The 26,839-nt window shown below is 44.7% G+C and carries 26 protein-coding genes, 8 tRNA genes and 1 pseudogene; 15 read left to right on the top strand and 20 right to left on the bottom strand.

From position 1 onward, the window contains the following. Positions 1-28 precede the first annotated feature (28 nt). The 11 genes from ftsX to FTV88_RS14480 form a co-directional block, all read right to left on the bottom strand. The gene (gene ftsX, locus FTV88_RS14430) at positions 29-916 is read right to left on the bottom strand and encodes a permease-like cell division protein FtsX (protein WP_153726256.1); all 888 of its coding nucleotides are present in this window, start codon (positions 914-916) and stop codon (positions 29-31) included. Continuing rightward, complete coding sequence (ftsE, locus tag FTV88_RS14435) at positions 913-1,635, bottom strand: cell division ATP-binding protein FtsE (RefSeq protein WP_153726257.1); 723 nt, start codon at positions 1,633-1,635, stop codon at positions 913-915. Before ftsE ends, ftsX begins: the two co-directional genes overlap by 4 nt. A gap of 429 nt (positions 1,636-2,064) precedes the next feature. After that, on the bottom strand, positions 2,065-3,003 hold the full coding sequence (locus FTV88_RS14440; RefSeq protein WP_153726258.1) for a transketolase family protein: 939 nt from the start codon (positions 3,001-3,003) through the stop codon (positions 2,065-2,067). Positions 3,004-3,020: 17 nt separating this feature from the next. Continuing rightward, a complete protein-coding gene (locus FTV88_RS14445; protein WP_153726259.1) occupies positions 3,021-3,857 on the bottom strand; it encodes a transketolase in 837 nt (278 codons plus the stop codon). A gap of 96 nt (positions 3,858-3,953) precedes the next feature. Then, positions 3,954-5,058, bottom strand: a protein-coding gene (gene prfB, locus FTV88_RS14450) for a peptide chain release factor 2 (RefSeq protein ID WP_153726260.1) whose coding sequence is annotated in 2 segments (ribosomal slippage) — positions 3,954-4,988 and positions 4,990-5,058 — 1,104 coding nt in all. Because the reading frame shifts where the segments join, the coding sequence is not laid out codon by codon here. Positions 5,059-5,118: 60 nt separating this feature from the next. Continuing rightward, positions 5,119-7,629 carry a preprotein translocase subunit SecA gene (gene secA, locus FTV88_RS14455; protein ID WP_153726261.1) on the bottom strand — a complete coding sequence of 837 codons (2,511 nt, stop codon included), beginning with the start codon at positions 7,627-7,629 and terminating at the stop codon, positions 5,119-5,121. 355 nt (positions 7,630-7,984) lie between these two features. Next, positions 7,985-8,521 (bottom strand): ribosome hibernation-promoting factor, HPF/YfiA family, encoded by a 537-nt coding sequence (hpf, locus tag FTV88_RS14460; RefSeq protein WP_153726262.1) that lies wholly within the window; start codon positions 8,519-8,521, stop codon positions 7,985-7,987. A gap of 200 nt (positions 8,522-8,721) precedes the next feature. Further along, positions 8,722-9,444, bottom strand: coding sequence for an amino acid ABC transporter ATP-binding protein (locus tag FTV88_RS14465; RefSeq protein WP_153726263.1), 723 nt, complete (start codon positions 9,442-9,444; stop codon positions 8,722-8,724). Positions 9,445-9,464: 20 nt separating this feature from the next. Then, positions 9,465-10,130, bottom strand: coding sequence for an amino acid ABC transporter permease (locus FTV88_RS14470; RefSeq protein WP_153726264.1), 666 nt, complete (start codon positions 10,128-10,130; stop codon positions 9,465-9,467). 178 nt (positions 10,131-10,308) lie between these two features. Further along, the gene (locus FTV88_RS14475; protein ID WP_243137188.1) at positions 10,309-11,100 is read right to left on the bottom strand and encodes a basic amino acid ABC transporter substrate-binding protein; all 792 of its coding nucleotides are present in this window, start codon (positions 11,098-11,100) and stop codon (positions 10,309-10,311) included. 338 nt (positions 11,101-11,438) lie between these two features. Beyond that, complete coding sequence (locus tag FTV88_RS14480; RefSeq protein ID WP_153726266.1) at positions 11,439-11,876, bottom strand: YaaR family protein; 438 nt, start codon at positions 11,874-11,876, stop codon at positions 11,439-11,441. A 388-nt stretch (positions 11,877-12,264) separates the two neighbouring features. Between FTV88_RS14480 and FTV88_RS14485 the strand changes: the two genes are divergently transcribed. Then, positions 12,265-12,705 carry a helix-turn-helix domain-containing protein gene (locus FTV88_RS14485; RefSeq protein ID WP_153726267.1) on the top strand — a complete coding sequence of 147 codons (441 nt, stop codon included), beginning with the start codon at positions 12,265-12,267 and terminating at the stop codon, positions 12,703-12,705. A 63-nt stretch (positions 12,706-12,768) separates the two neighbouring features. Beyond that, entirely contained in the window at positions 12,769-13,152 is a 384-nt protein-coding gene (locus tag FTV88_RS14490; protein WP_153726268.1) for a CoA-binding protein, read from the top strand. A gap of 125 nt (positions 13,153-13,277) precedes the next feature. Here FTV88_RS14490 and FTV88_RS14495 read toward each other — a convergent pair whose 3' ends face one another. The 8 genes and pseudogenes from FTV88_RS14495 to FTV88_RS14530 form a co-directional block, all read right to left on the bottom strand. Next, complete coding sequence (locus tag FTV88_RS14495) at positions 13,278-13,643, bottom strand: hypothetical protein (RefSeq protein WP_243137190.1); 366 nt, start codon at positions 13,641-13,643, stop codon at positions 13,278-13,280. A 44-nt stretch (positions 13,644-13,687) separates the two neighbouring features. Beyond that, complete coding sequence (locus tag FTV88_RS14500) at positions 13,688-14,014, bottom strand: nucleotidyltransferase domain-containing protein (RefSeq protein ID WP_153726269.1); 327 nt, start codon at positions 14,012-14,014, stop codon at positions 13,688-13,690. Beyond that, a complete protein-coding gene (locus FTV88_RS14505) occupies positions 13,990-14,379 on the bottom strand; it encodes a HEPN domain-containing protein (protein ID WP_162008071.1) in 390 nt (129 codons plus the stop codon). Before FTV88_RS14505 ends, FTV88_RS14500 begins: the two co-directional genes overlap by 25 nt. Before the next feature lie 421 nt (positions 14,380-14,800). Continuing rightward, positions 14,801-15,748, bottom strand: coding sequence for an Rpn family recombination-promoting nuclease/putative transposase (locus FTV88_RS14510; protein ID WP_153726271.1), 948 nt, complete (start codon positions 15,746-15,748; stop codon positions 14,801-14,803). A gap of 93 nt (positions 15,749-15,841) precedes the next feature. After that, positions 15,842-16,351 (bottom strand): PD-(D/E)XK nuclease family transposase, encoded by a 510-nt coding sequence (locus tag FTV88_RS14515; RefSeq protein WP_153726272.1) that lies wholly within the window; start codon positions 16,349-16,351, stop codon positions 15,842-15,844. Positions 16,352-16,444: 93 nt separating this feature from the next. Next, positions 16,445-16,843 carry an HI0074 family nucleotidyltransferase substrate-binding subunit gene (locus tag FTV88_RS14520; protein ID WP_153726273.1) on the bottom strand — a complete coding sequence of 133 codons (399 nt, stop codon included), beginning with the start codon at positions 16,841-16,843 and terminating at the stop codon, positions 16,445-16,447. Further along, positions 16,807-17,148, bottom strand: a complete 342-nt coding sequence (locus FTV88_RS15945) for a nucleotidyltransferase domain-containing protein (protein WP_279236997.1) — start codon at positions 17,146-17,148, stop codon at positions 16,807-16,809. Before FTV88_RS15945 ends, FTV88_RS14520 begins: the two co-directional genes overlap by 37 nt. Continuing rightward, positions 17,091-17,579: pseudogene (locus tag FTV88_RS14530) on the bottom strand (Rpn family recombination-promoting nuclease/putative transposase); the annotation flags it as partial. The gene FTV88_RS15945 and the pseudogene FTV88_RS14530, both read right to left, overlap by 58 nt. Positions 17,580-17,923: 344 nt before the next feature. Here FTV88_RS14530 and FTV88_RS14535 point away from each other — a divergent pair. From FTV88_RS14535 to FTV88_RS14570, 8 genes are all read left to right on the top strand, one after another. Next, positions 17,924-18,000 (top strand) — tRNA-Pro (locus tag FTV88_RS14535). 14 nt (positions 18,001-18,014) lie between these two features. Then, a tRNA-Gly gene (locus FTV88_RS14540) sits at positions 18,015-18,088 on the top strand. A gap of 13 nt (positions 18,089-18,101) precedes the next feature. Then, a tRNA-His gene (locus tag FTV88_RS14545) sits at positions 18,102-18,177 on the top strand. Positions 18,178-18,195: 18 nt separating this feature from the next. Continuing rightward, positions 18,196-18,270: transfer RNA gene (locus FTV88_RS14550), tRNA-Cys, on the top strand. 50 nt (positions 18,271-18,320) lie between these two features. Further along, positions 18,321-18,396: transfer RNA gene (locus tag FTV88_RS14555), tRNA-Lys, on the top strand. A gap of 6 nt (positions 18,397-18,402) precedes the next feature. Beyond that, positions 18,403-18,478 (top strand) — tRNA-Glu (locus FTV88_RS14560). Positions 18,479-18,486: 8 nt separating this feature from the next. Beyond that, a tRNA-Val gene (locus FTV88_RS14565) sits at positions 18,487-18,562 on the top strand. Positions 18,563-18,579: 17 nt separating this feature from the next. Continuing rightward, positions 18,580-18,655, top strand: a tRNA-Thr gene (locus FTV88_RS14570). A gap of 872 nt (positions 18,656-19,527) precedes the next feature. On the opposite strand, the gene FTV88_RS14575 is transcribed toward FTV88_RS14570, so the two are convergent. Next, positions 19,528-20,760, bottom strand: a complete 1,233-nt coding sequence (locus FTV88_RS14575; RefSeq protein WP_153726678.1) for an IS4 family transposase — start codon at positions 20,758-20,760, stop codon at positions 19,528-19,530. A 1,013-nt stretch (positions 20,761-21,773) separates the two neighbouring features. Here FTV88_RS14575 and spoVAD point away from each other — a divergent pair. The 5 genes from spoVAD to FTV88_RS14600 are packed head-to-tail and all read left to right on the top strand — an operon-like array spanning position 21,774 to position 26,836. Next, complete coding sequence (spoVAD, locus tag FTV88_RS14580) at positions 21,774-22,838, top strand: stage V sporulation protein AD (protein ID WP_153726679.1); 1,065 nt, start codon at positions 21,774-21,776, stop codon at positions 22,836-22,838. A gap of 40 nt (positions 22,839-22,878) precedes the next feature. After that, complete coding sequence (spoVAE, locus tag FTV88_RS14585) at positions 22,879-23,238, top strand: stage V sporulation protein AE (protein ID WP_153726275.1); 360 nt, start codon at positions 22,879-22,881, stop codon at positions 23,236-23,238. A 4-nt stretch (positions 23,239-23,242) separates the two neighbouring features. Continuing rightward, positions 23,243-23,839 (top strand): stage V sporulation protein SpoVABEA, encoded by a 597-nt coding sequence (gene spoVAEA, locus FTV88_RS14590; RefSeq protein WP_153726276.1) that lies wholly within the window; start codon positions 23,243-23,245, stop codon positions 23,837-23,839. Positions 23,840-23,858: 19 nt separating this feature from the next. Continuing rightward, positions 23,859-25,712: a spore germination protein gene (locus FTV88_RS14595; protein WP_207707886.1), complete on the top strand. Its 1,854-nt coding sequence runs from the start codon at positions 23,859-23,861 to the stop codon at positions 25,710-25,712. Next, positions 25,709-26,836: an acyl-CoA dehydratase activase-related protein gene (locus FTV88_RS14600; RefSeq protein ID WP_153726277.1), complete on the top strand. Its 1,128-nt coding sequence runs from the start codon at positions 25,709-25,711 to the stop codon at positions 26,834-26,836. Before FTV88_RS14595 ends, FTV88_RS14600 begins: the two co-directional genes overlap by 4 nt. Positions 26,837-26,839: the final 3 nt, after the last annotated feature.

Consider the following 26,839-nt stretch of genomic DNA (forward strand, 5'->3'; position numbering starts at 1 on the left):
TTCAATAAAAAGTGATTTTGAACGGAAGTTATACTTTTAAGAATTTGCGCAAAGAAATGGTACTGCCTAGAGCGCCTATACAGACACCCGTAAAGAGTAAAATCTGAGAAATGGTTGTAAGAAAGTCAGCATCACTGCGCAAGGGGACAAAAGGAATGAAGGACTGGGCATAGGCAATTACTTTGGTATAAGTAAAAAATAGAAACAAAACTGCAACGAGAGAACCAAAAAGACCAAGAAACATGCCTTCCAGTAAAAAAGGCCAGCGAATAAACCAGTTGGTAGCGCCGACATACTTCATAATGGTAATCTCTTTTTGCCTGGCAAAAACAGTAAGTCGAATGGTTGTAGAGATCAAAAAGACAGAAGCTGTCCCAATAAGCGCCATCACAGCAAGACCGCCCATGCGAACCCAGTAGGTAAGGCTGAGGATTTGCTCTACAATGCCATGGCCATACCGTACTTTTTCCACGATGGCGTATTGCTCAATTTCTTCAGCCAGCGGTGCAACATCATGGGGATCACCCGCTTTAACACGATACATATCGGGCAAAGGATTCTCATTGCCTAAGACACGAAAATAATCGCTGTTATCACCGAGCTGCCTGCGCATATTGGCCAAACCTTCTTCTTTGGAAACAAAGATGACTTCACTGACTTTATCGTTACTGCCAATGATTTCGCCAATGCTTCTGACTTCCCTCTCATCAGCGTCAATATGCAAGAATACTGCAATTTCTAGCTCTGATTCAATCGTTTCAGCCAGATGGTTTGAGTTCATGACAAGAACAAGCGACAAACCAAGAATCAGCAAAGAGACTGCGACGGTAGAAACAGAGGCCATGCTCATCCAACTGTTTTGCCACATTGAGCGGAAGGCTTCCCGGAAAATATAAAAGATGGTACGAATTTTCATGTGCCCTTGTCCTTCTCCTTCTCCCAATCCTTCTCTCTCTCATCCTTATAGCTTCCGCGTTCTTCATCTCTAACTATTTGACCGCCTTCAATGGCGATGACGCGCTGTCGCAAGGCATCTACAATGTCTCTAGCGTGGGTAGCCATAATAATTGTTGTCCCACGGCGATTGATCTGGAGCAAGAGATCCATAATATCTGTGGCCGTTTGCGGATCTAAGTTCCCTGTTGGCTCATCAGCAATAATCAAAGCTGGCTCATTGACAATGGCTCTGGCAATTGAGACCCGTTGTTGCTCCCCACCGGAAAGCTGGTGAGGATAGAGGTTGGCTTTTTTCTCTAAGCCAACCATTTCTAAAACTTGAGGCACTCGATAGCGAATCATTTTGCCAGGGCTTTCTACAACTTCCATAGCAAAAGCAACATTGTCATAGACTGTCTTCTGCGGTAATAAGCGAAAATCTTGAAAGACCACACCCATCTGCCGTCGAAGCTGCGGTACTTCTTTTTCACGCATGCGAACTAGAGAGCGACCATTAAAGATGATCTGCCCTTCCGTCGGTGTCTCTTCTCGAAAAAGTAGTTTTATAAAGGTAGACTTGCCGGCACCTGAAGGACCTACGAGAAAGACAAAGCTACCTTTCTGTATGCGTACATTCACATTCGCAAGGGCTTGAACTCCATTGGGATAGGTTTTCGAGACGTTGAACATCTGTATCATTTGTTACAACCTCCACATCAGGAGATCCTTCGACATAAATGCTTTATATCCTTTTCTTAAAAGCAAGAAATTGTATCCTTTTGGGGAAATGGTTGAGAATGTAAGGCACAAAGGTTTAAAACCGTACATCAGAAATATTATAAAGCATTAAAGCGTCAAAATGGTTAAGAATCTTTCAAGAATACTAGATTCGAATATAAATAAACGTAAAAAAGCATGAAAAAAACCGTTAAGAGCAGGGAAAGCTGATTTTTCAAGAAAAAATCCCTCTTCCTCTGCATCTTGACGGTTTTTCTGCCTTTACATAGTTCTTTAACTTAAAAAGCCCTATTATTTTCCAATTATTTCCATGTCATTAGGGCCTATTGTCGCTTTCCTAGTAGTATTGTTGTCTTTAGAAGATTTACTTCCCTTTGCTTCTAAAGTACTTTATTGCTTACGAACAAGCGCTTTTTGGGCTGCTTCCACGATTTTTTTGGCTGTAAGTCCATACTTCTCCAAAAGGGCCGCAGGCGTGCCTGATTCACCGAAAGTATCTTGGAGACCGACTCGCTCTAGGGGAGCAGGGTATTTTTCTGCAAGTACTTCTGCAACGGCCGAACCGAGACCTCCAATAATGGAGTGCTCTTCAGCTGTGACGACAGCACCTGTTTTGCCAACGGAAGCCACGATGGCTTCGGCATCAATAGGTTTGATGGTGTGCAGGTTGAGCACTTCTGCGCCAATTCCTTGTTCTTGCAGTGCTTTGGCTGCTTCTAAGGCTTGGGCGACCATCAAGCCTGTGGCAATGATGGTGATGTCGCTGCCTTCTTGCATGGTAACAGCTTTGCCCCAAGTAAATTCATAATGATCTTCAAAGATAACAGGAACGGCAAGACGACCTAAGCGTAAATAGACAGGACCGTTATGCGCTGCGGCCCAGCGGACAGCGGCGGCTGTTTCGATGGCGTCAGCAGGCACTACAACAGTCATGTTGGGAATGGAGCGCATAATCGAAATATCTTCTACGGTCTGGTGAGAAGCGCCATCTTCACCGACAGAGATGCCTGCGTGGGTCGCTGCAACTGTGACGGGCAGCTTGGGGTAAGCAATGGTGTTACGAATTTGTTCAAAAGCACGACCCGTCGCGAACATGGCAAAAGTACTGGCAAATGGAATTTTCCCAGCTGCAGCAAGGCCAGCCGCTGTACCCATAAGGTTTTGCTCGGCTATACCCATGTCGAAGAAACGGTCGCTGTGTTTTTTGGCAAAATCGATAGTTTTTGTTGATTTCGCCAGATCGGCGTCGAGTACGACGATGTCTTTATTTTCCTCTCCCAGTTGCGCCAACGTCTGACCGTAGGCGTCCCGGGTGGCAATTTTTTTCATTGTTTGCAAAACCTCCGTTACCCTAACTCTGCCATGGCTTTTTCGTATTGTTCGGCGTTGGGCGCGTTGCCATGCCAACCGACTTGATCTTCCATAAAGGAAACGCCTTTGCCTTTGATTGTTTTGGCTACGATGCAAGTTGGTTTGCCTTTGCTTTCTTTCGCCGTAGCAATGGCATTGAGGATTTGTGGTAGGTCATGGCCATCGACTTCGAGAACATGCCAACCAAAAGCCTTGAATTTTTCTGCAATGGGGTGACAGGACATGACTTCTTCTATCGTTCCGTCAATTTGCAGTCCGTTGTAATCTACAAAGGCCGCTAGGTTATCCAGCTTGTAGTGCGCTGCGGCCATGGCAGCTTCCCAGATCTGGCCTTCTTGTAATTCGCCATCACCAAGAAGAGCCCAGACGCGGCTTTCTTTTTGGTCGAGCTTGAAAGCCAAAGCCATGCCAAGCGCGGCAGAAAGACCTTGTCCTAAGGAACCTGTTGACATATCAACGCCAGGAACTTTTTTCATATCAGGGTGACCTTGTAGAAAATGGTCGATTTTCCGTAAGTTTTTGATCTCTTCCACGGGGAAAAATCCTTTTTCAGCAAGGGCTGCATATAGGACGGGGGCGGCGTGGCCTTTGCTAAGTACGAAACGATCGCGGTCAGGCCACTTTGGGTTTTGAGGGTCTACTTTTAATTCGGAGAAAAAAAGAGCCGAAACGATTTCAGCCGCTGACAAAGACCCTCCGGGATGTCCGCTTCCGGCGGCATGGGTCATTGTGATAATATGACGGCGAATCTTTCGGGCTTTGTCTTCCAAATTTTGCAACAGGTCTGGTTGGACCGTGCTTTTTTCGTTCATGGTGCAGATTACCTCCTGTCAAACGTCTCGACATTATTCTGCACCGTTTTGTCGAATCCCTGCATGATAGGGCGAAAAAGTTTATGCTTTTTAGGCTTAAACTTTTTTCGCAGCCCAGGCCAAGTAGGTAGATATAAAGGGTTCTAGATCGCCGTCCATAACGGCGTGGACGTTGCCCACTTCGGCGTTCGTTCGATGGTCTTTCACCATGTTATAGGGGTGAAAGACGTAGGAGCGAATTTGACTGCCAAAGGCAATGTCTTGTTGGTCTCCTTTGAGCTTGTTGTATTCTTCGGCTTGTTTTTGTCGTTCTCGCTCAAAGAGTTTGGCTTGCAGCATTTTCATGGCTCTGGCTTTGTTCTGGATCTGGGAGCGTTCGTTTTGGCACGCTACGATGACGCCCGAGGGAAGGTGGGTGATGCGGACGGCAGAGTCTGTCTTATTGACGTGCTGTCCACCGGCACCACCGGCTCGAAAGGTGTCGATTTTCAAGTCTTCGGGGTTGATTTGGATTTCTATGTCGTCGCTCACTTCAGGGAGTACTTCAACGGAGGCAAAAGAGGTGTGGCGGCGACCAGAGGCATCAAAAGGAGAAAGGCGAACGAGACGGTGAACGCCCATTTCTCCTTTGAGATAGCCGTAGGCGTTTTCTCCTGTGATGGCGAGAGTGGCTGATTTGGTGCCTGCTTCTTCACCAGCAAGGTAGTCTAAGACTTGTACTTTATAGCCTTCTCCTTCTGCCCAACGCATGTACATACGCATCAGCATATCGTTCCAGTCCATGGCTTCTGTGCCGCCGGCGCCGGCGTGTAGAGTGAGCAAGGCGTTGTTACGGTCATAAGGCCCGTTCAACAAGAGGGTTAGGTGCCAGCGCTCTAGTTCGGCTTTGATTTCTTCGATGCCTTTTTGCACTTCGTCGACAATGCTTTCGTCCTCTTCTTCGGCGCCTAGTTCGCGGAGGACTTGGAGGTCTTCCCAGCGCTGGTATAAGTCCTGATAGGCTTTTTCTTTTTCTTTCAGTCCATTTAATTCTTGCATGATTTTCTGGGCTTCTTCAGGGTCGTCCCAGAATGCAGGGTCAAGGATGATTTGCTCTAGTTCAGCGATCCGTGCTTCCTTTGAAGCGAGGTCAAAGTGAATCCCTCAGTTCATACAAAGGCGTCTCCAGTTCGGCCAGGTCTTTTTTCAATTCTGAAAACAAGCTTCTATGTCTCCCTTCGAATTTGGGGCTACCCACAAAGATAGAGGGTACAGCAAGTTTTTACTTCCCACCGCAGCAACGCTTGAATTTTTTGCCGCTGCCACAAGGGCAGGGGTCGTTGCGTCCGATGTTCTCGGTAGAGCGCACTGGTTTTTTGGGGCCTGATTCTTCGTAGCGGTTTTCGGTGGCTTTGGAGAGTACGGTTTCTTGGGGTTCTTCGAGCGGTTGTTCTTTAACGACGTTGATACGGTAAATGTAGCGAAGGAAGCTTTCCTGGATGTTGTTGATCATTTCATTGAACATGTCGTAGGCTTCGTATTTGTACTCGACAAGAGGGTCTTTTTGACCGTAGGCGCGAAGACCAATACCGTGTCGAAGCTGATCCATGGCATCGAGATGATCCATCCAGTTCTGGTCAACCATTTGCAGCATGATCATGCGCTCGAGGTCTCGTAAGATTTCGGGGCCCAGCTCGGCTTCTCTTTCGTCGTAGTGTTCTTTTCCTTTTTCTTGGAGGAGCTCGATGATTTCTTCTTTTTCCATTTCTTTGAGTTCATTTTTCTCAATGGTACCGGCTTTTAAGAAGATATCTTCACAGTAGGTGAGCAAGGCATCGAGATCCCAGTTTTCGGGGAATTTTTCATCACCGGCAATGCGGTTGACTTGGTTGACGACAATGTTATCGATAAAGCTGTAGGCTGTTTCTTTGAGGTTGCTTCCGTGAAGGACCTGGCGGCGCTGATCGTAGATCACTTCCCGCTGTTGATTCATAACATCGTCGTATTGGAGAACGTGTTTGCGGATGTCGAAGTTGCGGTCTTCGACTCGTTTTTGTGCTTTTTCGATGGCTCTGGTGATTACGCCTGATTCAATGGGTATAGAGTCGTCCATGCCAAGGCGATCCATAAGACCTTGGATGTTTTCAGAACCAAAGAGGCGCATGAGGTCGTCTTCTAAGGAGACGTAGAATTTTGTCTCACCAGGGTCGCCTTGACGTCCCGAACGACCTCGAAGCTGGTTGTCGATACGTCTTGATTCGTGTCGCTCCGTACCGATGACGTAAAGTCCGCCTACGTCGGCAATGTCTGCGCCTAAGACGATGTCGGTACCACGACCGGCCATGTTGGTAGCAATGGTGACCATGCCTTTTTGACCGGCGTTGCTGACGATTTCGGCTTCTTTTTCATGATGCTTGGCGTTAAGAACCTGGTGGGGGACGCCGCGCTTTTTCAGTTTGTCGGAGAGGACTTCTGATTTTTCAATCGATACAGTACCGACGAGAATGGGTTGTCCTTGGCGATGGTGTTCGATGATGTCTTCCACAACAGCGTTGAACTTGCCATCTTCGGTACGGTAGACCACGTCGGGGTGGTCTTTACGACGAATCTCTTTGTTCGTGGGAATGGTGACGACGTCCATGTTATAGATCTGCATGAATTCAGGCTCTTCTGTTTTGGCTGTACCCGTCATACCAGAGAGCTTTTTGTACATGCGGAAGTAGTTTTGCAATGTGATGGTCGCTAAGGTTTGTGATTCGTTCTGAATCTTAAGACCTTCTTTGGCTTCGATAGATTGGTGGAGACCTTCGGAGTAGCGACGGCCAAACATAAGGCGACCGGTGAATTCGTCAACAATAACGACTTCACCGTCTTTAACGACGTAGTTGCGGTCGCGCTTCATTAAAGCGTGGGCTTTGAGACCTTGGTTGACATGGTGCGCCCATTCTAAGGAGTCGGCAAGGTTTTCAATGCCGAGCATATGCTCTACTTTGGAAACACCTTCTTCGGTAAGGGTGACGACGTGGGCTTTTTCATCGACTTTGTAGTCTGCTTCTCGTTTTAGCCGTGGAATGATGCGAGCAACGGCATAGTATTTTTCTGTTGGTTTGTCTGCTTGCCCGGAGATGATAAGGGGTGTACGAGCTTCGTCGATTAAGATGGAGTCTACTTCGTCGACGATGCCATAGTTATGAGGCCGTTGCACCATGTTTTCTGGGCGCACGACCATGTTATCGCGAAGGTAGTCAAAGCCGAATTCGTTGTTCGTACCGTAGGTGATGTCGGCGTTGTAGGCGGCTTTACGTTGCTCGAAAGAGAGGCCATGGACGATTAGGCCCACTTCTAGGCCTAAAAAGCGGTGGATCTGGCCCATCCACTCGGCGTCCCGGCTGGCTAAGTAGTCGTTGACGGTGACGACATGAACGCCTTTGCCCGCTAAGGCGTTGAGGTAAGAAGGCAGTGTGGCAACGAGGGTTTTACCTTCACCGGTACGCATTTCGGCAATGCGCCCCTGGTGTAAGACCATGCCGCCGATAAGCTGGACGTCAAAGTGGCGCATGTTGAGGACGCGTCGAGAAGCTTCGCGTACAGTGGCGAAGGCTTCTGGGAGAAGATCGTCCAGAGTTTCTCCTTTTTCTAGGCGCTGACGAAATTCTACTGTTTTATTTTGGAGCTCTTCATCTTGTAGTTTTTGAAACTGTGGTTCTAAGGCGTTGATTTTGTCGACTGTTTTTTGTAATTTTTTGATTTCTTTTGGGTTGTCATCGAGGAATTTTTTGAGGAAGCCAAACAAATATAAGACCCCTTTCTGTTTCTATCCAATGTGCTTTTATGGATAACATGAAAATAGTCAATTGGTACTTTGTGGTGGGGTCAGGCCTTATTCATTCCTTCCGAACGGACTCATCCCACGCCATAGGCGGCAGCAAGCTGCCGATGGCTGAGGTCTGAAGTCCTCTCTCCAGGAATGAATAAGGCCTGACCCAGGTACATTTTGCTGGTTGTGACTGGGTTATGACCTATTGCAAATACAGGCAGTTAGATTTTATTATTGTACCATTCGCTGTAAGCGGGTGCAATGTGATGGCGAAAGGCTGCAAAAAAAGGGTACCCCTGTGGGCACCCTTTTTGTTTCTCTTATGAAGGTGTTAGTAGTCAGACTCGATGAGTCCGTAGTTGCCGTCTTTGCGACGGTAGACAACGTTGACTTGTTCTGATTCGGCATTGGTGAAGACGAAGAAGGTGTGACCAAGCAGGTTCATTTGCATGATCGCTTCATCAACTGGCATGGGCTTGAAAGCAAAGCGCTTAGAACGAACGATACTGGGACCCTGGTCTTCTTTTACAGGGCGCTCGTTGTAGTTGTCGTAAGCGAATTCTCTAAAGCCATGGTTTTTCAGCCGACGGGACAGGCGTGTCTTATAGGCATCGATCTGCCTGCTAAGTTTTTCTATGACCAGATCGATTGCTGCATACATATCCTGGTGTGTTTCTTCGGCACGCATGACAAGGTCAGAGGCAGGGACGGTAACTTCTACTTTGTGCATATCCCCTTCCACGACGAGGGTCACGCGTATTTCGCCAATGTGGTTAAAGTATTTTTCCAGTTTCGATAAGCGCTTGTTAACATAGTCTCTAAGAGCGGGGGTGACTTCAATGTTTTTGCCACGTACTTGGATATTCATCTGGCACCAACTCCTTCGCGAGTCTTGGCTTATGCCTTGTTCTTAGTATTCCCGATCACCAGCGGAAATTCCTGCCTCATCTTAGAAGTTCTTATCAAAAAATTTTTAAGTGATTTTCTTGGTGGGGTGGGAAAACCACAGAGACAAAGCGAGGGCATGGTGTTTTTTTAGGTTTTATTGCCAAGGTAAGCAGATAGGCTTTATAGCACTTTACTTAGGAAGAGTTTGGTTCTTTCTTGTTGGGGGTTGGTAAAGAGTTGTTGGGGTGTGCCTTCTTCTACGATTTGTCCTTCGTCCATGAAGATGACGCGGTCGCCCACTTCGCGGGCAAAGCCCATTTCATGGGTGACGACGACCATGGTCATGCCTTCGCGGGCAAGATCGCGCATGACGTTGAGGACTTCGCCGACCATTTCAGGGTCTAAGGCTGAAGTGGGTTCGTCAAAGAGCATGATTTTGGGCTTCATGGCCAGGGCACGGGCGATGGCGACGCGCTGTTGTTGGCCGCCTGAAAGTTGGTCTGGGTAGGCTGGCGCTTTTTCAGATAGGCCTACTTTGGCTAAGAGGTCTTGGGCGATTTTGGTGGCTTCTTCTTTTTTTACCTTGCCTACTTGCATGGGTGCTAAGGTGATATTATCAAGGACAGTTCTGTGGGGGAAAAGGTTGAATCGTTGGAAAACCATGCCTACTTCGGAGCGCACTTGGTTCAACTGGGCTTCGTTGTTGGTTAGTTCGATGCCATTGATGATAATTTGGCCGCTCGTTGGTTTTTCTAGGTGGTTGATACAGCGCAGGAGCGTGCTTTTTCCTGAGCCGGAGGGTCCTATGATGCAGAGGACTTCTTGTTCTGCCACTTCTAGATCTACGCCTTTGAGGACTTTGAGGTTGTGAAAGTTTTTGTGGAGAGCCGAGATTTTAATCATTCTATTTTTGCTCCCTCTATTTAGCGATGGGCTTTCATGGCGATGCGGTTTTCGTACCAAGCGAGGAGGCGGCTGAAGGTGAGGACTAAGATAAGGTAGATGGCGGCTACGGGGAGCCAGGCTTCCCAGACACGGTAGTAGGCGCCGTAGACGATTTTGCCGGTCATGGTAAGTTCGGGGAGAGAGATGACGGAGACGAGGGATGAGTCTTTGAGGAGGGCGATGAATTCGTTGCCCATGGGGGGAATGATGCGGCGAAAGGCTTGGGGCAAGATGATATGACGCATGGCCTGGGGATAGGACATGCCGAGGGAGCGGGCTGCTTCCATTTGGCCTTTGTCGATGGATTGGATGCCTGCGCGGAAGATTTCAGCGACGTAAGCGCCGGAGTTGATGCTAAGGGCGATGATACCGGCGGTCATGGGGTCGAAGGGCCGTCCTAGTAAGTTGGGGAGGCCGAAGTAGACGATAAAGATTTGAATTAGAAGGGGTGTGCCGCGGATCACGTCGGTATAGATGATGGCAATCCATCGCAGGGGTGCGAAGTGGGAGATGCGTAGAAGGGCGATGGCGAGGCCGAGGATGGTGCCGATGGCGACAGAAACGGCGGTGATTTTGATGGTGATCCAAGCGCCTAGTAGGAAGAGATCGGAGTAGCTCAGTACGATGTCCCAGCGAAAATCCATGTCTTGGGGCTCCTTCCTCGGAAATAGCGTTGTTCTGATTGATAAAAAACAGAGGCGCAGCAGGCTAGATACCTGTTGCGCCTCTGTTTTTATATGAGACTATTGAGCTGGTAAGTTTTGAATTCGTCCTGTGACTTTGGTACTCGCTTTGTTTGAATGATAATGGGTTATTGATTCCCTAGCTGCCCATGTGCGTGTCTAAGAGTTGGGCGATGGTTCCATTTTGCTCCAGCTTTTCTAGGGCTTCGTTAATTTTTGCGAGGAGTTCTGGATTGGTTTTGCGGACTGCGAGGCCAAAGTATTCTGCTTCAAAGCTTTCATCTACGATAATGGTCAAGTTGCTGTTGGGGTTGTTGGCGATGAAGCGTTCCGCAACAGGCTTGTCTGTGATGACAGCGTCGACTTGTCCGATGATTTGGCTATTGAAGGCGTTGGCAATGGTGTCAAAGCGGTTGATGTTGCTGTTTCTTTCTCCAAGAAGGTCTGCGGCAACTTGGCTACCGGTGGTTCCGTTTTGGACGCCTACTTTTTTGTCTGTTAGGTCAGCGGCTGTGGTGATGTCGGAGCCTGTTGGCACGACGATGGCTTGAACAGATTCGTAGTAGGGCTTGGAGAAGTCAACCGTTTCTTGACGGCGTTCTGTGATCGTCATAGCCGAGGCGATAACGTCAATATTGCCGTTTTGAAGGGATTGAATCAGGCTATCGAAAGGAATGTTGCGAACTTCTACTTCTACGCCCATTTCTTCCCCGATGGCGTTGATAAGGTCGATGTCAAAACCAACGATGTTGCCTTGGGCGTCACGCCATTCAAAAGGATAGTAAGTTGCTTCGGTGCCAACAACGATTTTGGTCATTTCGCCTTCTGTGCTGACGGAGCTTGTCTGGGCCTGGTTGCCACAACCTGTTAAGACGACAAAGAGGGCTACGAGAAGAGCGCTGGCGATGGTGAGTTTTTGCCACTTTTTCAAAGTATTTTTCCTGCCTTTCTGTGTTGGGCGCTGGGAGATTTGGTGCTTGTGGTTGCTGCGATAGGATTGGATCTTTTCGCTGAATTTTCTTATGGATTCTTTTGCTACAATGTTGTAAATGTAATTTTGGTTGTTACTACTTTATGAAATGTGTATAGCGCATCTGCGTTATTATACTTTGTTTGCACATGTGTTTTCAAGTGTAAATTGTGGCACACAGAACTGTAGGTTCTGTGTGTTGTTGTTGTTATTATTTGCCAGGCTGATTGCTTCGTATATATTTCGCTTCTATTGTTAATGATACAACATCTTCTATCATTTTAACTGTAAATGTCGACTTAACTGTAAATGTCGACGAGTAAGCCTTTGATTTGTCCTACCATGTCGAGAATCTGCAATCCTTTGGCTTGTTTTTTGAGGACGGCGTCGGTGAGTTCTAAGAGCTTTTGGTCGACGGTGGCGACGATTTTGTAGATTTTGGTTTTTCCTCTGCGGGTGTGGCCTCTTCGTTCTTCGAGCTTGAGGCCGTATTTGACGGCTTCTTCCATGAATTCTTTAACAAGCTTTTTGTAGCGGCTTAAGTCTTCGACGGTACGAGATTCGGCGAGGATTTTGCCTTGGTCTTCGATGTCTTCGATAAGTTTGTTCAGTTTGTCTGTTTGAAGCTCTGTGCGACGAGCGGCCATAAGCTCAGAAAAGCTGATTTTTTCGGTGAGGCCTTGTTGTTTTTGCTTGGTTTTATCGAGACCGGCTCGGCCGATTTTGTTGACTTCCATGGTGATCACGTTCCTTTTCGTTGGACTTTGTGGGCACTAGATACCGGAGGTGATGGTTGGGGATAACCGACGTGGTGCCTATAGCTCCTGTAGCTGTTTTTTATTCCTTATGTTTAGTATACAGGACTGGTGCTTTGGATGGAAGCTTGTGTTGATTTCCATGGAAGTTGGAGGTTTTTTATATGCTGGTTTTCCCGACTCGATCAGTCTTGCTAGATTATTTTGTAATTCAACCTTATATTGGAAGGATATATTTTTAACTCCTAGAATTGTATTATAAAGGGTGTTTTCTTGTTGGCTTTATCAGAGAAATTCGGTTGGTTATGTAGCAAACTTTGATGAAGCTAGCCCTTGAATTTAGATCGTCTGGTAAAAGGAGCGATGTACAATGAGTCTTTCGAAACCGTTTCTGTCCGTAGCAGAGGCAGCAAAAATTCTTAATGTACAACGGTACTTGATACGGGAAGCTATACATAAATGTGAGCTGCCGGCGAAGGAGGAAAAAATTCCAGGAGGGTTTCATTATCAGATTCCAGTGGATTCATTGAAAAAGTTTGCCGAAGCGCATAACCTTGAGTTTAATCCATTGGATGGTGAAAAGAGAAAAGGCTTTGGTTCTAACCATATAAGTGATCGTTTCCAGAACAAAAAATCTGCGAGTTCTAGGTCGCTTGGCAGTTTTTCCCAAGGTGAATTGGAAAGTAGATTTCTAGCGCGAGATGTACCTGCGATGGCGGAAGCTTTGAATGAACTGGTAGAGCAAGTAAAGCAGCTAAATCAAAATATGGAGATTGTGAAAGAGCATTTGCTCAGTAGAGAAAAAAGCTAGGGATGGTTTGCTTGTAATGCTACAAAATAATCGTGTCATTCTTATATAAAAGGAGCGGAACTCATGGAAGATTTGGTGCATGATATGTTGGAGCAGAAAGTCTGGGTTGTGGCCGGTTCTTTTCGCAATGAGGAAAAGTGGGCTTATAAGATTTATCGTAAGTTGAAGGAAAAAGGTTATACTGTCTATGCTTTGAACAATGCTGTGAAAGAAGTGGATGGCGCTCCTACCTATGGCACGTTGAAAGATTTGCCTCAGACTCCGCAAGTGATCAATTTGGTTACGCCACCGGAGGTTAGTCGTAAGCTTGTCGGTGAGAGTGCGCAAATGGGAATAGCTTATGTGTGGTTTCAACCAGGGGCTGAAAGTGATGAGGCTGTTGAAGCGGCTGAAAAAGAGGGTATGAAGGTGCTGCATAATGCTTGCGTTTATGCGCTTCATAGTTGATAGGGTTGCTTAGTATTGATGGTAAGATGGTAAAAAATCCCGTGATCAGGTTTATGCTGATTCACGGGATTTTTTTGCATATTGAGTTGCCGGGGTCTTCCGGTAAGTGCCTTTTGTTTTTGTTGTTATGATTTGTTCAAATCTTCTTTTAGCTTTTGCACTTCTACTATGTCTAATCCCATGATCTGAGCTATGAGGTTGACTTCGAGGCCGGCTTTTAGGGCGGCTATGGTTTTTTCTCGCAAGGTTTCCTGACGGCCTTCTGCCTTTCCCTCAGCTTTCCCTTCTGCCTTCCCCTCAACTCTTCCTTCTTCTTTCGCTCCGGCTAATGCGGATATTTCATCGCGTACTGCTTTTTCTCTTAGTTCGTAGATTCTTCGTTCGATGTTGCTTTTCATGAAGGCTTGTTCTATGGTAACTGCTTTTTTTATGGCTGGGTTCTCCATGGCTATCTCCTCCAATTCTTCTCCTTCGAGATTGTTTAGGTACATGAGCCATGCTTCTAGTTTGTTTTGGGGCTTTCGTTTTAGGTTTTTTAATCTTTGTAAATGATTTTTCCTTTTAGAATTATTTCATCAAATAGAAAGTCTCCACGACTCGCTTTCTGGTACTGCTCCATAGAATAGGGCCTTGGAGAAATGTCCAGATCAATGTCTCTGGTTACTTTTTTTAGTATGAGAGATTCTTTGAGCCGATCTTGACCGAGATCGGGAGAAACAATAGCTAAATCAATGTCACTGTCTTCGTTATCGAGTCCAGCAGCCACAGAACCGTAAAGAATGGCTATCTTGACTCGGATGTTTTTATTTTTTAAGGCTTCTATGTATTTGTTCATAGTTATTTCAATATGTTTTTTAACCATTCTAACATTTCCCCTGATTTTTGAAGAGTATCTTTCGTAACCTCTTTGGTACAGCTCTTAGATAAGCTCTCCCTGTCTTCGGCATACCTAGATTCAATATAGTAAAAAGATAGTGTGTCCAAAAAATCCTGTTGGCTCTCATTTAACTGCGATAGTAGATTTACTTCTTTCGCTAAAACTATAAGATCGTGTTTGCGGGGCGGTGTCTCATTAAACTTCTCATAGTATACAGCCTTGAGAGCTTTTTCAATCGCTTGTTGGCAGAAGAAAAGGCAGTACAGATTCTTTTTCTTTTCATAAAGATGACCAGCTACCTCATAATCTTCCTGAGCGAGCTCGACCCAGTTTCTCGTTTTTAGCTTCACAATCGGACACCTACCTTAAAAAAGTTGTAGGATCACATCAACCCAACTTGACCCGCTTGTCTATAGTACGTTATAAAACATACCAATACGTTGATTCCATATTGTAGAAAGCAATAATTGTGTCTGATTGATCGTGGAGTCCTAGTCTAATCTTACTTTTTCGTAACTATTGTAGCATATCGAAGCTTTTATTTCCATATAATTGAAATAACCAGGGACTGAAAGTGTTGAGGGTGTTGAAGCGGCTGAAAAAGAGGGTATGAAGGTGCTGCATAATGCTTGCGTTTATGCGCTTCATAGTTGATAGGGTTGCTTAGTATTGATGGTGAAAAATCCCGTGATCAGGTTTATGCTGATTCACGGGATTTTTTTGCATATTGGGTTGCCGGGGTCTTCCGGTAAGTGCCTTTTGTTTTTGTTGTTATGATTTGTTCAAATCTTCTTTTAGTTTTTGTACTTCTACTATGTCTAATCCCATGATCTGAGATACGAGATTGACTTCGAGGCCGGCTTTTAGGGCGGCTATGGTTTTTTCTCGCAAGGTTTCCTGACGGCCTTCTGCCTTCCCCTCAGCTCTTCCTTCTACCTTTCCCTCAGCTTTCCCTTCTGCCTTTCCCTCAGCTTTCCCTTCTTCTTTCGCTCCGGCTAATGCGGATATTTCGTCGCGGACTGCTTTTTCTCTTAGTTCGTAGATTCTTCGTTCGATGTTGCTTTTCATGAAGGCTTGTTCTATGGTAACTGCTTTTTTTATGGCTGGGTTCTCCATGGCTATTTCCTCCAATTCTTCTCCTTCGAGATTGTTTAGGTACATAAGCCATGCTTCTAAGGTGTTTTGTGGTTTTTCTTTTAGTTTTTTGGCTTTTTCTAGTTCGAGAAAGTGGATTTCTAGGTCGTCGTTCAGTACTTCTCCTGTTTCGTCTTCTCGGATGCGGAATCTGCGGTGATAGCGGCTTTCGTCGGTAAACCAGTTGAAGGCTATTATGTTTATGGTTACTGTTTTGCGTAGTTCTTTAAATGGTTGACCACGGGTGAGTTGACCATGATAAAGGCCGGACCAGTAGTAGAGGGTTCGTTTGTCTATGTTGTACTGATTGCCTACTTGTACTTCTATGTTGATCAGGGTTCCCTTTTCTGTCTTTGCTAGTACATCGAGTCTAGCTCCTCGATCTAGTAAGTAGGTTGGTTCGATTTCTCTGTCTAGTAGTTCTATGCTTTTTATTTCTTGCTCTTGTGGAAGTTTTAGGACTGCGTTGAGAAAGTTGATGAGTACTTCTTTGCCTTCTTCGGAGCCGAATATTCTTTTGAAGGCGTAGTCGTTGATCCGGTTGATTGCTTTGATTTCTTTTAGGTTGCTTCTTTGTTTTGTCATTTTGCCACCTGCTTTAATCCTCTTCCTATTGTAGGAGGGGACTATTTATTCTTTGACAATGTTTCAGGCTTCCCCAACTTGATCGCAGACTTCTTATTGAAGGATAAGCTCCCTTATCTCTTCCAGTGTATTTATTGAATAAATCTTTTTCGATATTCGGTTCAGTTCGTTTACATCTTCTATGTTTCTCACCTTTTGTTGCAGTTCAAGTGATGACTTTCCGAACCTTGCTTCCAAGTAATTGCATAGTGAGTCTTGTATTCCTTCTGCCTTACCTTCCGCTTTACCTTCCGCTTTACCTTCTGCTTTGCCTTCCGCCTTTCCTTTCGCCTCACCTTCTGCTCTAGCTCCAGCTAAGGCGGAAACCTCGTCGCGGACTGCCTTTTCTCTTAGCTCGTAGATTCTGCGTTCGATCTTGCTTTTCATGAAGGCTTGTTCTATGGTAACTGCTTTTTTTATGGCTGGGTTCTCCATGGCTATTTCCTCCAATTCTTCTTCTAGGTTATTTAGGTACATCAGCCATGCTTCTAGTTTGTTTTGGGGCTTTCGTTTTAGGTTTTTTAATCTTTGTAAATGATTTTTCCTTTTTGAATTATTTTGAATAAAAGCTGTCTTTTGCTACTCGTGCAAGGCTACTGGTTACGACCCCTTGGCTGGGTAAGGCTACCTTGGCAGGCTTGCCCAGCTCGAGCAATTTTAACTTGTGTATTTTTGTTCAATTTTCTGAAGTGACTGTTGCAGTATGCTTGGCATTCGCTGGGCACTTTCAAATACTTGTTCGGCAGTGATTCTGTTATAGGTATGTGATGTACGATTGCGATCTTCTAAGAATTCGAACCAGACGTCTATGTCTTCGATAATTTTTAGTTCGTACATGGTTCGTAGAGCCTGTCGTGGTGATGCTACATCGATGCCTTCAATTTTGGCTACTTTGCGAAAGAGTTTCCAAGCAAGTTCGAAAGTGTATTCAAAACGTTGTATGGTTGCATCACGTACTATTTCTGTGTAGGGCATGGGTAAAACTTCTTCCAGCGTAGCTAAAGCTCGCTTTAATACTTCTATGTGAATAGTGAGTTCTTCTCTTTTTGTTTCCATACTATCACCTTATTCTTGTGGATGGCGATTTCAATAAATTTTTGTGTTACTTTTTGAAAATCTACTAGCTCCACTTTCGCAGGAATGGGCAATTCTTCTAACTCTTCTTTTAACGTTACTATTAGATTAGGAGCAATAGGGTTATCGGAATAATAGCCAATGTCATAATCAGAATTGGCACGAGATTCTCCTGCTGCTCGTGAGCCAAATAAAAAAAGATCGATGTCGTGCCCTTGAAAAGCTGCGAGCACTTTTCGTCGGATTCCTTCTTGTTCCTGCCAAACTCTAGAGCCATCTTCGTCCATAATTCGATAGCCCTTCGCTTTAAATGGTCGCCATTCTTTTCTTCGTTCGATTGGGTTTTTTCCTTTGAGTACGATATATTTGTCCATGGAGATACCTCCGAGTGTCTTAGGTCATCGTTTAGTAGTTGCTCTGTTTCGTCTTCTCGAATATGTAATCTGTGGTGATAGCGATTTTCATCGGAAAACCAGTTAAATCCTATTACATTCACCAGGTACACGGTTTTTCGCAGCTTGCTAAAAGGTTGGCCACGGGTTAGTTGACCATAGTAAAGGCCAGCCCAGTAGTACAGGGTTCGCTTGTCTATGTTGTATTGGTTGGCGACTTGGACTTCTATGTTCATTAGTGTTCCAGTCTCCGTCTTGGCTAACACATCGAGCCTGGCTCCTCGATCAAATAAAAAGCTAGGGTCGATTTCTCTGTCTAGTACTTGTAGTTTCTGTGTCGAAGGTTTACTACGTTTTTGTGACTATTATAGCATATCGAAGCATTTGTTTCCATATAATTGAAATTGATTTCTTTGGTGTTCCCATAGTCTGTAGTCTAAAAGAGTATTTTTGTTAGTCTATTTCCAGATTCTTGAAATCTGTTTTTTACTTATTGCTTGATTGTTTGATTTATTTGAGAAAAACTATTCTTTATTTTAATATTTTATGCTAAGAGCGTTTATTTCTAAATAAAATAAGTTTTTAGAAAATTCAGGCGCACGATTGGAATCGTGTAGGCGGCAAAACCGTCTCGAGGGTTCGAATCCCTCTTTCTCCGCCATAGAAGAATCGGGGTGTAGCTCAGTTTGGTGGAGCGCCTGCCTTGGGAGCAGGAGGCCGCACGTTCAAATCGTGTCACCCCGACCATTTCTCTTAAAAATGCGGGTGTAGCTTAATGGTAAAGCTCTAGCCTTCCAAGCTAGCTACGTGGGTTCGATTCCCATCACCCGCTCCATTATTTTGCTATGGTGGCTGTGGCGAAGTGGTTAACGCACCGGATTGTGGCTCCGGCACTCGTGGGTTCAAGTCCCATCAGCCACCCCATCTAAAGGCCTTTATCAAGGCGGCATAGCCAAGTGGTAAGGCAGAGGTCTGCAAAACCTTTATCCCCCAGTTCGAATCTGGGTGCCGCCTCCACTTATAATCCAATACACTGCTGCTGCCACTCATACAAGTTACCTATACGCGATCCATTAGCTCAGTTGGTAGAGCACCTGACTTTTAATCAGGGTGTCGCTGGTTCGAGTCCAGCATGGATCACCATTTTATGGCCCGTTGGTCAAGTGGTCTAAGACACCGCCCTTTCACGGCGGTAACAGGGGTTCGAATCCCCTACGGGTCACCAACATTCTTGGGCGATTAGCTCAGCTGGGAGAGCACCTGCCTTACAAGCAGGGGGTCGGCAGTTCGATCCTGTCATCGCCCACCATAAAAAACACAAAAAATGCCAGCGTAGCTCAATTGGTAGAGCAACTGACTTGTAATCAGTAGGTTGCGGGTTCAATTCCTGTCGCTGGCTCCATTTTGAAAGTAAAGACTTTCGTAAGACGAAGGTCTTTTTTCTTCTTTAAACAAAAAAGAAAAAGCTTTGTGAATTCATTGCCTCTTCTCGAAAGACCTGCGCAACCTGCATTTGAAGAAAAAATTCTTGATTCATATGCTCATGTCATGTCGACCTTGCTCTTTCTGAGAATAAGCTTGCATTATGTTAGAATTTACGAACAAAATCTTCGAGATGACAGAGAAAGTTGCAACAGAAATCATGGTTCCAAGATTGGACATGATGTGCTTGTAAAACAATCTTTCTTTCAATGAAAACTTGAAAAATCATTCAATCTGAAAAATATGGTCGTTATCCTGTTTGTGAAGTGACAAAATTGCCTTGCTAAGGCGAGATTTGGACTTTGAATCTCTTCTTTCGCTTCATTGTTACTCTCATTGGTATATCCGTAGTAGAGGCACTAAAGTTGAATTTTTATAGACACGCGATTTACCAAAAAGAACCAGTAGACAAAACGATGCAAAACATGATACTATGTATTTCCGCCCAACAAGAGGGCAAAACAAACCGGTCCTTGAAAATCAAACAGTTGTAAACAAGTCAAGCGTGCGAAACAAGAAGTTGTGCGAATTGTTCGGGGGACGTACCCAATAGCCTTGCATCAAAGTAAAAAAATACAAAAAAATCTATTAGCAACCTGTGATTTTTTCGTTGGATACAAGTCGACCGAAGGAAGATATCCCTTCGGTCTTTTTTTCTCTAACGATAGGTCTGATTCAATACCACGAACTAAAGAAGAAAATGAGAATACTTTACTTTTAACCCTGTAAAATTTTTCTTTATTAATAAAAAGCCAATAACATATCAAAGCCCCTGGTTCCCATTTTTTGCTTTTATTTGTTTTGTATATTGGCTAAATATTTTTGCTTTTTATCTTGCCCTTTTATTTTCGCAACTGTACCTGGAAATTTAACTAGCTTCTTCTTTTTATCGGGGACTTTTTGTCTACCTTTTGATGTTTTTTGGGGTTTGCTATATAACTCTTCAATAAACTCTCCCCAAGTTTTATAGAAATAAACACGTAGCAAGGTTAGTACTTGCTGATGTGTCTTATTCGTTTTCATTTTTAATTTTACAATTAGAGAAAGTCCATATGCGATAAGGGCAATAAACATATGATTCCATATTCCCTGAGGTTCTGTGCTTCTTATTATGGACAATTTCAAATTCTGTTTTATCCATTTGAAAAATGTTTCTACCATCCAGCGATTTTTATATATGTCCATAATTTCTTCTTCTGATAAATCCCAACGTGTTGTTACAATACGATAGATGCTTCCTTTTTCATTGATAAACTCTACAAGGCGAAATGCTTCGTCTGATGTACTAAATTTTATTTTGGCACTTTTTGATACATGCGTACAAGTCGGTTTATATTCTTCTAAGACTTTAAATGTATACTGGGTTTTGATTCGAACTACAAAAGATATGTCATCTTTTTGCCACTTCGCCATTCTTTTTGTACATCCATAGCCCCGATCCATTACGTATGTGACGTCAGCTTTTTCTATCAGTTCGTCTGAACCTTCAAAGTCGCTTACATTGCCTGTAGAAGGCAGTATTTTATCCGGATAGGCTGTGTCTGGCGATGCTACAATGAGTCGAGTATGCATTTTTACTACATTCCATCCCTTTGTAACATAGGCCCAGTCGCATATATTTTCCGGTAATTTTAGATGGGTGGCATCAAGAATGCTTAGTATACCAATTCTTTTTGATAATCCTTTTGAATGTTGTGTCAGCGTTCGAAGCATTTCCACGACCATTGTATATAAATCTCGAAGTAATTCCGTAGGTAATGCGTTAATTCGTCGACTTAATTGAGAGCCACTAAACGTTTCTATTCCAAATACTTTACAAAGTTCAGGATTGGCCTTCAATCTTTTCTCTATTTCTGTGTAAGATCGCCAGCCATCAAGCTGAGCAGCAACAAAAATTTTAATAAGTCCATCGGTATCAAGTTTATCATATTCATAATTTAACAAAGGGCATTTGTACTGTTCCATGGGAAGCATCGATAAGCATTGACGTATGACCATTTTCTGTTTTATACTTATGTTATTCAATTTTTGGAACTCCTTTGTAGAAAGACTTGTTGGTGTTGGGAACCGAACAAGGTCTACTCTTTCTACAATAGGAGTTTTTTTCATTTTGTAAAGAGTTTTTTTGAAAACAGCTCTTTTTTACTTTATTTTGAATAAAAGTAATCTTTTCCTACTCGTGCAAGGCTACTGGGACGTACCCCACAACAATTCAGAAACAATTCTGACAATTTGCTGAGCCGCTTAGGAGATAAACTGCTACAGTGCGAAAACCTTCGTTCTCGCTCTAAATTGGTTCTCTTAAAAAGGCAAAGCAAAATGTACTAAATTAAGTCAATTAAGAGCTTTATCAGGCTCACCCATATATAAGGAATGCAAAGGAAGTTCACTGCTGACGCCATTTATGGCGCAGCGAACTCCAAAACATCCTTTTTTGGAGAGTTTGATCCTGGCTCAGGACGAACGCTGGCGGCATGCCTAACACATGCAAGTCGAACGGAGTTAAGGGATAGCTTGCTATTCCAAGACTTAGTGGCGAACGGGTGAGTAACGCGTGGATAACCTACCTATAAGAGGGGGATAACGTTTCCGAAAGGAGAGCTAATACCGCATAAAGTCTGAGTTTCGGCCTATTGCATTGCAAATACAATAGGTAGTTGCGTATATAGCAGAAAGTTTCGCCAAGCAAGGTCAAAGGGAGTAACAATCGGCAAAAACTCTCTGGGACTGGGCATCACGCTTTCCGGAGCGGGACTTGGGACCTCAGCTGTCGCCAGCTTGCTGGCGGTAACAGCGTGGGACCAGTCCAGAGCGGAGGAAAGCGTGATGACCAGTCCCCTGCAAGAAGTAACCCCAACGTAATCGAACATGGCACAGGGTATTTCGTTTGGCAGCTATTTCAGCTATTTTCACCTATGGTTCTGCCCGACCGGCCATGGGGGGAGCAGGTATAGACGAGATTGTGGAGGATGGTGACTCCGATGAAAGAAGAGATGAGTCCCCTCTGTGACTCTGGAATAGCAAGGTCTTTACAAGGCATGGGAGCTGTAAAGCCAAGCAAGAAAATGGGTGAGCAAACGATTGCTTTTGACACATTGCCGCGTGTAGTCGGTGCTTATACTATCGTAGGAAAGATAGAAAATGAAGGTCCTTTGAGCGGCTCCTTTCACCAAGTGATTACAGACAATCTCTGGGGAGAGAACTCTTGGGAAAAAGCTGAGGCTAAGATGATGGGTGTGGCTGTTGAAGAAGCGATCAAGGCGGCAGGTTGGGCCAAAAAAGATGTAGATGTTTTTTTAGCCGGAGATTTGTTGAACCAGAACATCACCGCCGATTATACAGCTCGTAAATTAGGATTGCCATTTCTCGGTCTTTTTGGTGCTTGCAGCACCATGGCAGAAGGGTTGATCATTGCTTCAATTCTCGTTGATGGCCATTTTGCCCATCGAGTTGTTGCATCTGCATCGAGTCATCATGAAACTGCGGAGCGACAATTCCGCTTTCCTACGGAGCTGGGTGTTCAAAGACCTATGTCAGCGCAATGGACTGTGACGGGTGTAGGGGCTGCTGCTGTTGCTTCTCCTGAAGTTGTCTCTGAGTCAGACAAAAAAAGCAGAAATAGAATTTCTATTACCCATGCTACCATCGGCAAAGTCATCGATCTCGGTGTTAAAGATTCTGCTGACATGGGATCAGCCATGGCACCGGCCGTAACACATACCATCTTACGGCATTTACAAGATTTGAACCGCACTATGGATGATTATGATCTCATCGTATCCGGTGATTTAGGCCATGTAGGTCATAAGGTATCACAACAATTATTGCGGGAAGAAGGGCTAGAACCTGGTGAAAACTATACCGATTGTGGCATTTTGATATTTGATCAAAATAAGCAAGATACCCACGCCGGAGGTAGTGGTTGTGGTTGCTCCGCCACTGTTTTACTAGGACACCTGTTGAAAAAGATGCAAGAAGGTGTCTATCGGCGCATTCTTTTTGTGGGATCGGGTGCTCTTTTTAGTTCTACGAGCTTTCAGCAAGGTGAATCGATTCCTGGTATTGGTCATGCTGTTGTCTTAGAATCGGCATACTCTTCTTAGCTTTCGATGAAAATCGGAACAGTAGGAGGTTGAGCTTTTTATGGAAAAGATTCTTATCGCCTTTCTCATAGGAGGTCTTATCTGCTTGCTCGGTCAATTGTTGATGGATCTCACACCGATGAGCCTTACACCTGGTCATATTTTAGTCGGCTTTGTAACAGGAGGCGCTATATTAAGTGCCCTTGGGATCTACGGTCCTCTTGTGGATTTGGCCGGTGCTGGTGCTACTGTTCCATTATCAGGATTTGGTCATGCTTTGGCCCAAGGTGCTATCAGTGCTGTAGAAAAGGAAGGGTTACTTGGTGCTTTTGCTGGTGGCTTAGAAGCGACAGCTGTAGGAATTGCGGCGGCTGTAATTTTTGGCTATACCATGGCCGTTATCTTTAACCCCAAAGGGTGAGCTTGTGGCAAAGAAAAAAAAATCTCAGCACAATGAGAAAAGACGAGTCATTGTCGTAACCGATGGTGATAAAAGAGCAAGAGAAGCCGTTGAAATAGCAACACACCGCATTGGAGGCCGTTGCATTAGCCAGTCTGCTGGCAATCCTACACCCATTGAGGGTGAAAGACTGGCTGATCTAATCTTATCGTCTCACCACGATCCTGTTGTTGTTATGGTTGATGACAAAGGTTATGTTGGTTCCGGAAAAGGAGAACGGGCCTTACGATACCTCGTTGAACATCCACAGATTGAAATCATTGGTGCCTTGGCAGTGGCATCAAAAACACCAGATGTATCTGGCGTTACTGTGAATGAGTCTATTGATAACCAGGGACATGTCGTTCGAGGTCCCGTAGACAAAGAAGGCAATGTAGAGGCACCAGGTCATCGTTATTTGGAAGGGGATACGGTAGAAAGCCTGAATAAGCTATCCATTCCTTTTATCGTCGGCATCGGCGATCTAGGAAAAATGCAAGGTGCTGATCGTCTAGAATTGGGCGCTCCCATTACGACGAAAGCCCTTCAAGAGATTCTTCGTCAGGCGGAAAAGATGGAATAGAGGAGATAAGGCAGAATCTATGAAAGAAACGGTATATAAAGAAGAAGAGATTACAGCTGATCTTGAGACCAATATACTACAGTTCGATGGTGAACTTGGTGTAGGTGTTGGTTTCGACATTGATAAACGAGTGATGACAATAGCAGGCCGCAAAATGGCCATGTACTATGTCAATGGCTTTACACGAGATCTTGACGTACTTCAAATCATGCGAGCACTGGATGAGTATGAGCAAGATTGTGAAAAGAAAGGCGATTTCAATCTTGACGACTTAGTTGACCACCGTCTCTATTACCTGCAAGTCTCCAAAGAAAAGAATATAAGACAGATCTACTATCACTTGCTTTCTGGTCGTTCCATTTTGATGATTGATGGTGAAAAAGAAGCCATCGCCATTGAAGCGCGAGAATTTCCAGCTCGTTCTCCCGAAGAACCTGATACAGAGCGAGTCGTTCGTGGTAGCCGCGATGGCTTTAATGAAGTCATCGTTTGTAATACAGCCTTAATTCGTCGCCGCATTCGTGACCCTCGTCTGCGTTTTAAATTAATGCAAGTCGGGCGTCGCTCACAAACAGACGTGGTTGTTGCTTATATAGAAGACATTGCCAATCCCAACATTGTTAAAGAAGTAGTAGACCGCATAGAAAAAGTTGATGTAGATGGTCTCCCTATGGGTGAAAAAAGCCTTGAAGAATTTATCACCCGGGGTGACTGGAATCCCTTTCCACAAGTGCGCTACACGGAGCGACCTGATGTCTCATCCATGCATCTGCTAGAAGGTCATGTCTTAATAATGGTCGACACATCTCCCTCGGTCATGATTGCGCCTGCTACTTATTTTCATCACTTAGAACATGCTGAAGAATATCGTCAGAATGCGCCTGTGGGTTTGTACTTGCGTATCATACGCTATTTGGCCGTCTTTACGTCCGTTTTTCTATTGCCGCTTTGGATCATGTTTGCTTTGAATCCAGACTTGCTACCACCTTTTCTCGCTTTTATTGGTCCAGAAGAACAAGGACAGATTCCACTGGTCTTACAAGTCATTGCTGCTGAAGCGGGTCTCGATATGATTCGAATGGCAGCCATTCATACGCCATCACCTCTAGCAACAGCCTTAGGTCTTATTGCAGCTTTTATGATTGGCGATGTAGCCATAGACGTAGGCTTATTTCACCCGGAGATTATTCTTTACCTTGCATTAGCTGCCGTAGGAACTTTTGCAACACCTTCTTATGAACTAGGGCAGACAAACCGGCTGGTGCGGATTTTTCTAATTCTTTTGGTCGCCTTATTCAGTTGGATTGGCTTTGTCCTTGGCGTTTTGGCTCTGTTAGCCCTTGTGATGCGCAGTAAATCATTCGGTAAACCCTATTTCTGGCCAATTGCTCCCATGAATTTCAAAATGATTCCAGTTGGTCTGCTACGAGCGCCGATGCCTTCAAAACGATGGAGACCGACCATCCTCGATCCAATTGATTCTGATCGCCTACCCGAAGCCTATGCCGGTGCTGCTGGTGGCGCTTCAGGCGATGAGCAAGCAGTGGCTGAAGGTCGTAAGCCTGAAGAAGGAAAAGAGGAACAACGACCAGCGGATCTTCAAGCAAAGGAAGAAAAATCTCAGAAACCAGAGACATCCAAAGAAAAAGTAGAAATACCATCTGAAGAAAGCCAGGCAACAAAAGAAAGAAAGGAAGAAAAGGAAGAAAAGACGGTTAAACCCTTGTTCATTCGGAGCATAATTAAAAAGGGACAAACTGGGTTAGACTATAAAAAATGGAGAGATGATCAAAAGAATGGCTTACGTTGGCGCCTTCGACGTAGAGGACTCTGGACGAGTGAGAAGAATTCCTGCGGAGGTGAAGAGCATTGAAAATTACATCTGTTCTAACGCCAGTGCCGATGAAGGCTGCGACAGGTAAGAATATCACCATTGGAATTCCGCGTGCCTTGGGATACTACGAATATCTTCCCTATTGGCGCGTTTTTTTCGAAAGCCTTGGTTGCTCTGTCGCTTTATCGCCCTTAACCAATAAAGAGATCCTCGATCAAGGTGTTCGCGCTTCCGTCGATGAAGTATGCTTACCTGTCAAAATATATTACGGTCATGTGCGGGCTTTAACAGGCAAAGTAGATTATGTTTTTCTACCTCGCATTATCAGCGTCGAAGAAAAGACCTATCTATGTCCAAAGTTTTTAGGTCTTCCCGATATGATTCGTGCAGCAGCTACACTCGATGGTGACTATCCGGCTTTACTCATTACCGATGTCAACAATCGCTTGCAGGGCGGTGGTTGGGAACAGGCTCTTACTGATGTGGCCCTTCGACTGGGCTTTGGTCGTGCAAGAATTAAAGAAGCCTTAAACTGGGGCAAAAAAGCACAAGATGATTTTGAGAGAGCCGTAGAAGCAGGTGAATACCCACCCGATGCATTAGCGAGATGGGAAAAAAGCGGTCGCCTCCTCGATGCCTATGTGCCACGAGACTATACAAAGAAAAGAATTCGTACCAAAGAAAGTAAAGTACCTGTGATTGCTGTTATCGGCCATCCTTATCAAATTTTCGATCCCTTCTCTAGCATGAATTTGTTAGAACGGCTCAAAGAAAAAGGTATCAAAGTAATCACGCCCATGGCTATTAGCAAGGAATTAAGTATGGAAGCGACGCAGCATATGCAAAAGCGCCTCTTCTGGTCTTTTGGACAAAAGCTATTAGGTGGTTCTTTACACTTTCTTCAGCAAAAAATTGATGGCTTAATATACGTTGCCGCCTTCGGGTGTGGCCCCGATAGCCTAGTTGGGGAATTGGTAGAGCGATATGCCAAACGAGAAGGTACTGTACCGACGCTTTACCTAACCATTGATGAGCATACAGGAGAGGCGGGCGTTGTTACGAGGCTAGAAGCTTTTCTGGACTTGATTGAGAGAAAAAAATCTCTACAGAAAGTTGCCACAGCCGATGGTACCGAATCTGTTGATCTGGCTATGGGTGGGTGATCA

Origin of the sequence: Heliorestis convoluta, assembly GCF_009649955.1 — a bacterium.
Classification (GTDB): domain Bacteria; phylum Bacillota; class Desulfitobacteriia; order Heliobacteriales; family Heliobacteriaceae; genus Heliorestis; species Heliorestis convoluta.

Coding starts and splice junctions, on each gene's coding strand:
- FTV88_RS14445 (WP_153726259.1), bottom strand. CDS start 3,857: ATGAACGAAAAAAGCACGGTCCAACCAGACCTGTTGCAAAATTTGGAA.
- FTV88_RS14465 (WP_153726263.1), bottom strand. CDS start 9,444: ATGATTAAAATCTCGGCTCTCCACAAAAACTTTCACAACCTCAAAGTC.
- ftsX (WP_153726256.1), bottom strand. CDS start 916: ATGAAAATTCGTACCATCTTTTATATTTTCCGGGAAGCCTTCCGCTCA.
- FTV88_RS14480 (WP_153726266.1), bottom strand. CDS start 11,876: ATGGAAGTCAACAAAATCGGCCGAGCCGGTCTCGATAAAACCAAGCAA.
- FTV88_RS15945 (WP_279236997.1), bottom strand. CDS start 17,148: ATGGACGAAGATGGCTCTAGAGTTTGGCAGGAACAAGAAGGAATCCGA.
- FTV88_RS14520 (WP_153726273.1), bottom strand. CDS start 16,843: ATGGAAACAAAAAGAGAAGAACTCACTATTCACATAGAAGTATTAAAG.
- FTV88_RS14510 (WP_153726271.1), bottom strand. CDS start 15,748: ATGACAAAACAAAGAAGCAACCTAAAAGAAATCAAAGCAATCAACCGG.
- FTV88_RS14485 (WP_153726267.1), top strand. CDS start 12,265: ATGAGTCTTTCGAAACCGTTTCTGTCCGTAGCAGAGGCAGCAAAAATT.
- ftsE (WP_153726257.1), bottom strand. CDS start 1,635: ATGATACAGATGTTCAACGTCTCGAAAACCTATCCCAATGGAGTTCAA.
- FTV88_RS14500 (WP_153726269.1), bottom strand. CDS start 14,014: ATGGTTAAAAAACATATTGAAATAACTATGAACAAATACATAGAAGCC.
- spoVAE (WP_153726275.1), top strand. CDS start 22,879: ATGGAAAAGATTCTTATCGCCTTTCTCATAGGAGGTCTTATCTGCTTG.
- hpf (WP_153726262.1), bottom strand. CDS start 8,521: ATGAATATCCAAGTACGTGGCAAAAACATTGAAGTCACCCCCGCTCTT.
- FTV88_RS14595 (WP_207707886.1), top strand. CDS start 23,859: ATGAAAGAAACGGTATATAAAGAAGAAGAGATTACAGCTGATCTTGAG.
- FTV88_RS14490 (WP_153726268.1), top strand. CDS start 12,769: ATGGAAGATTTGGTGCATGATATGTTGGAGCAGAAAGTCTGGGTTGTG.
- spoVAD (WP_153726679.1), top strand. CDS start 21,774: ATGGGAGCTGTAAAGCCAAGCAAGAAAATGGGTGAGCAAACGATTGCT.
- FTV88_RS14495 (WP_243137190.1), bottom strand. CDS start 13,643: ATGTACCTAAACAATCTCGAAGGAGAAGAATTGGAGGAGATAGCCATG.
- FTV88_RS14470 (WP_153726264.1), bottom strand. CDS start 10,130: ATGGATTTTCGCTGGGACATCGTACTGAGCTACTCCGATCTCTTCCTA.
- FTV88_RS14440 (WP_153726258.1), bottom strand. CDS start 3,003: ATGAAAAAAATTGCCACCCGGGACGCCTACGGTCAGACGTTGGCGCAA.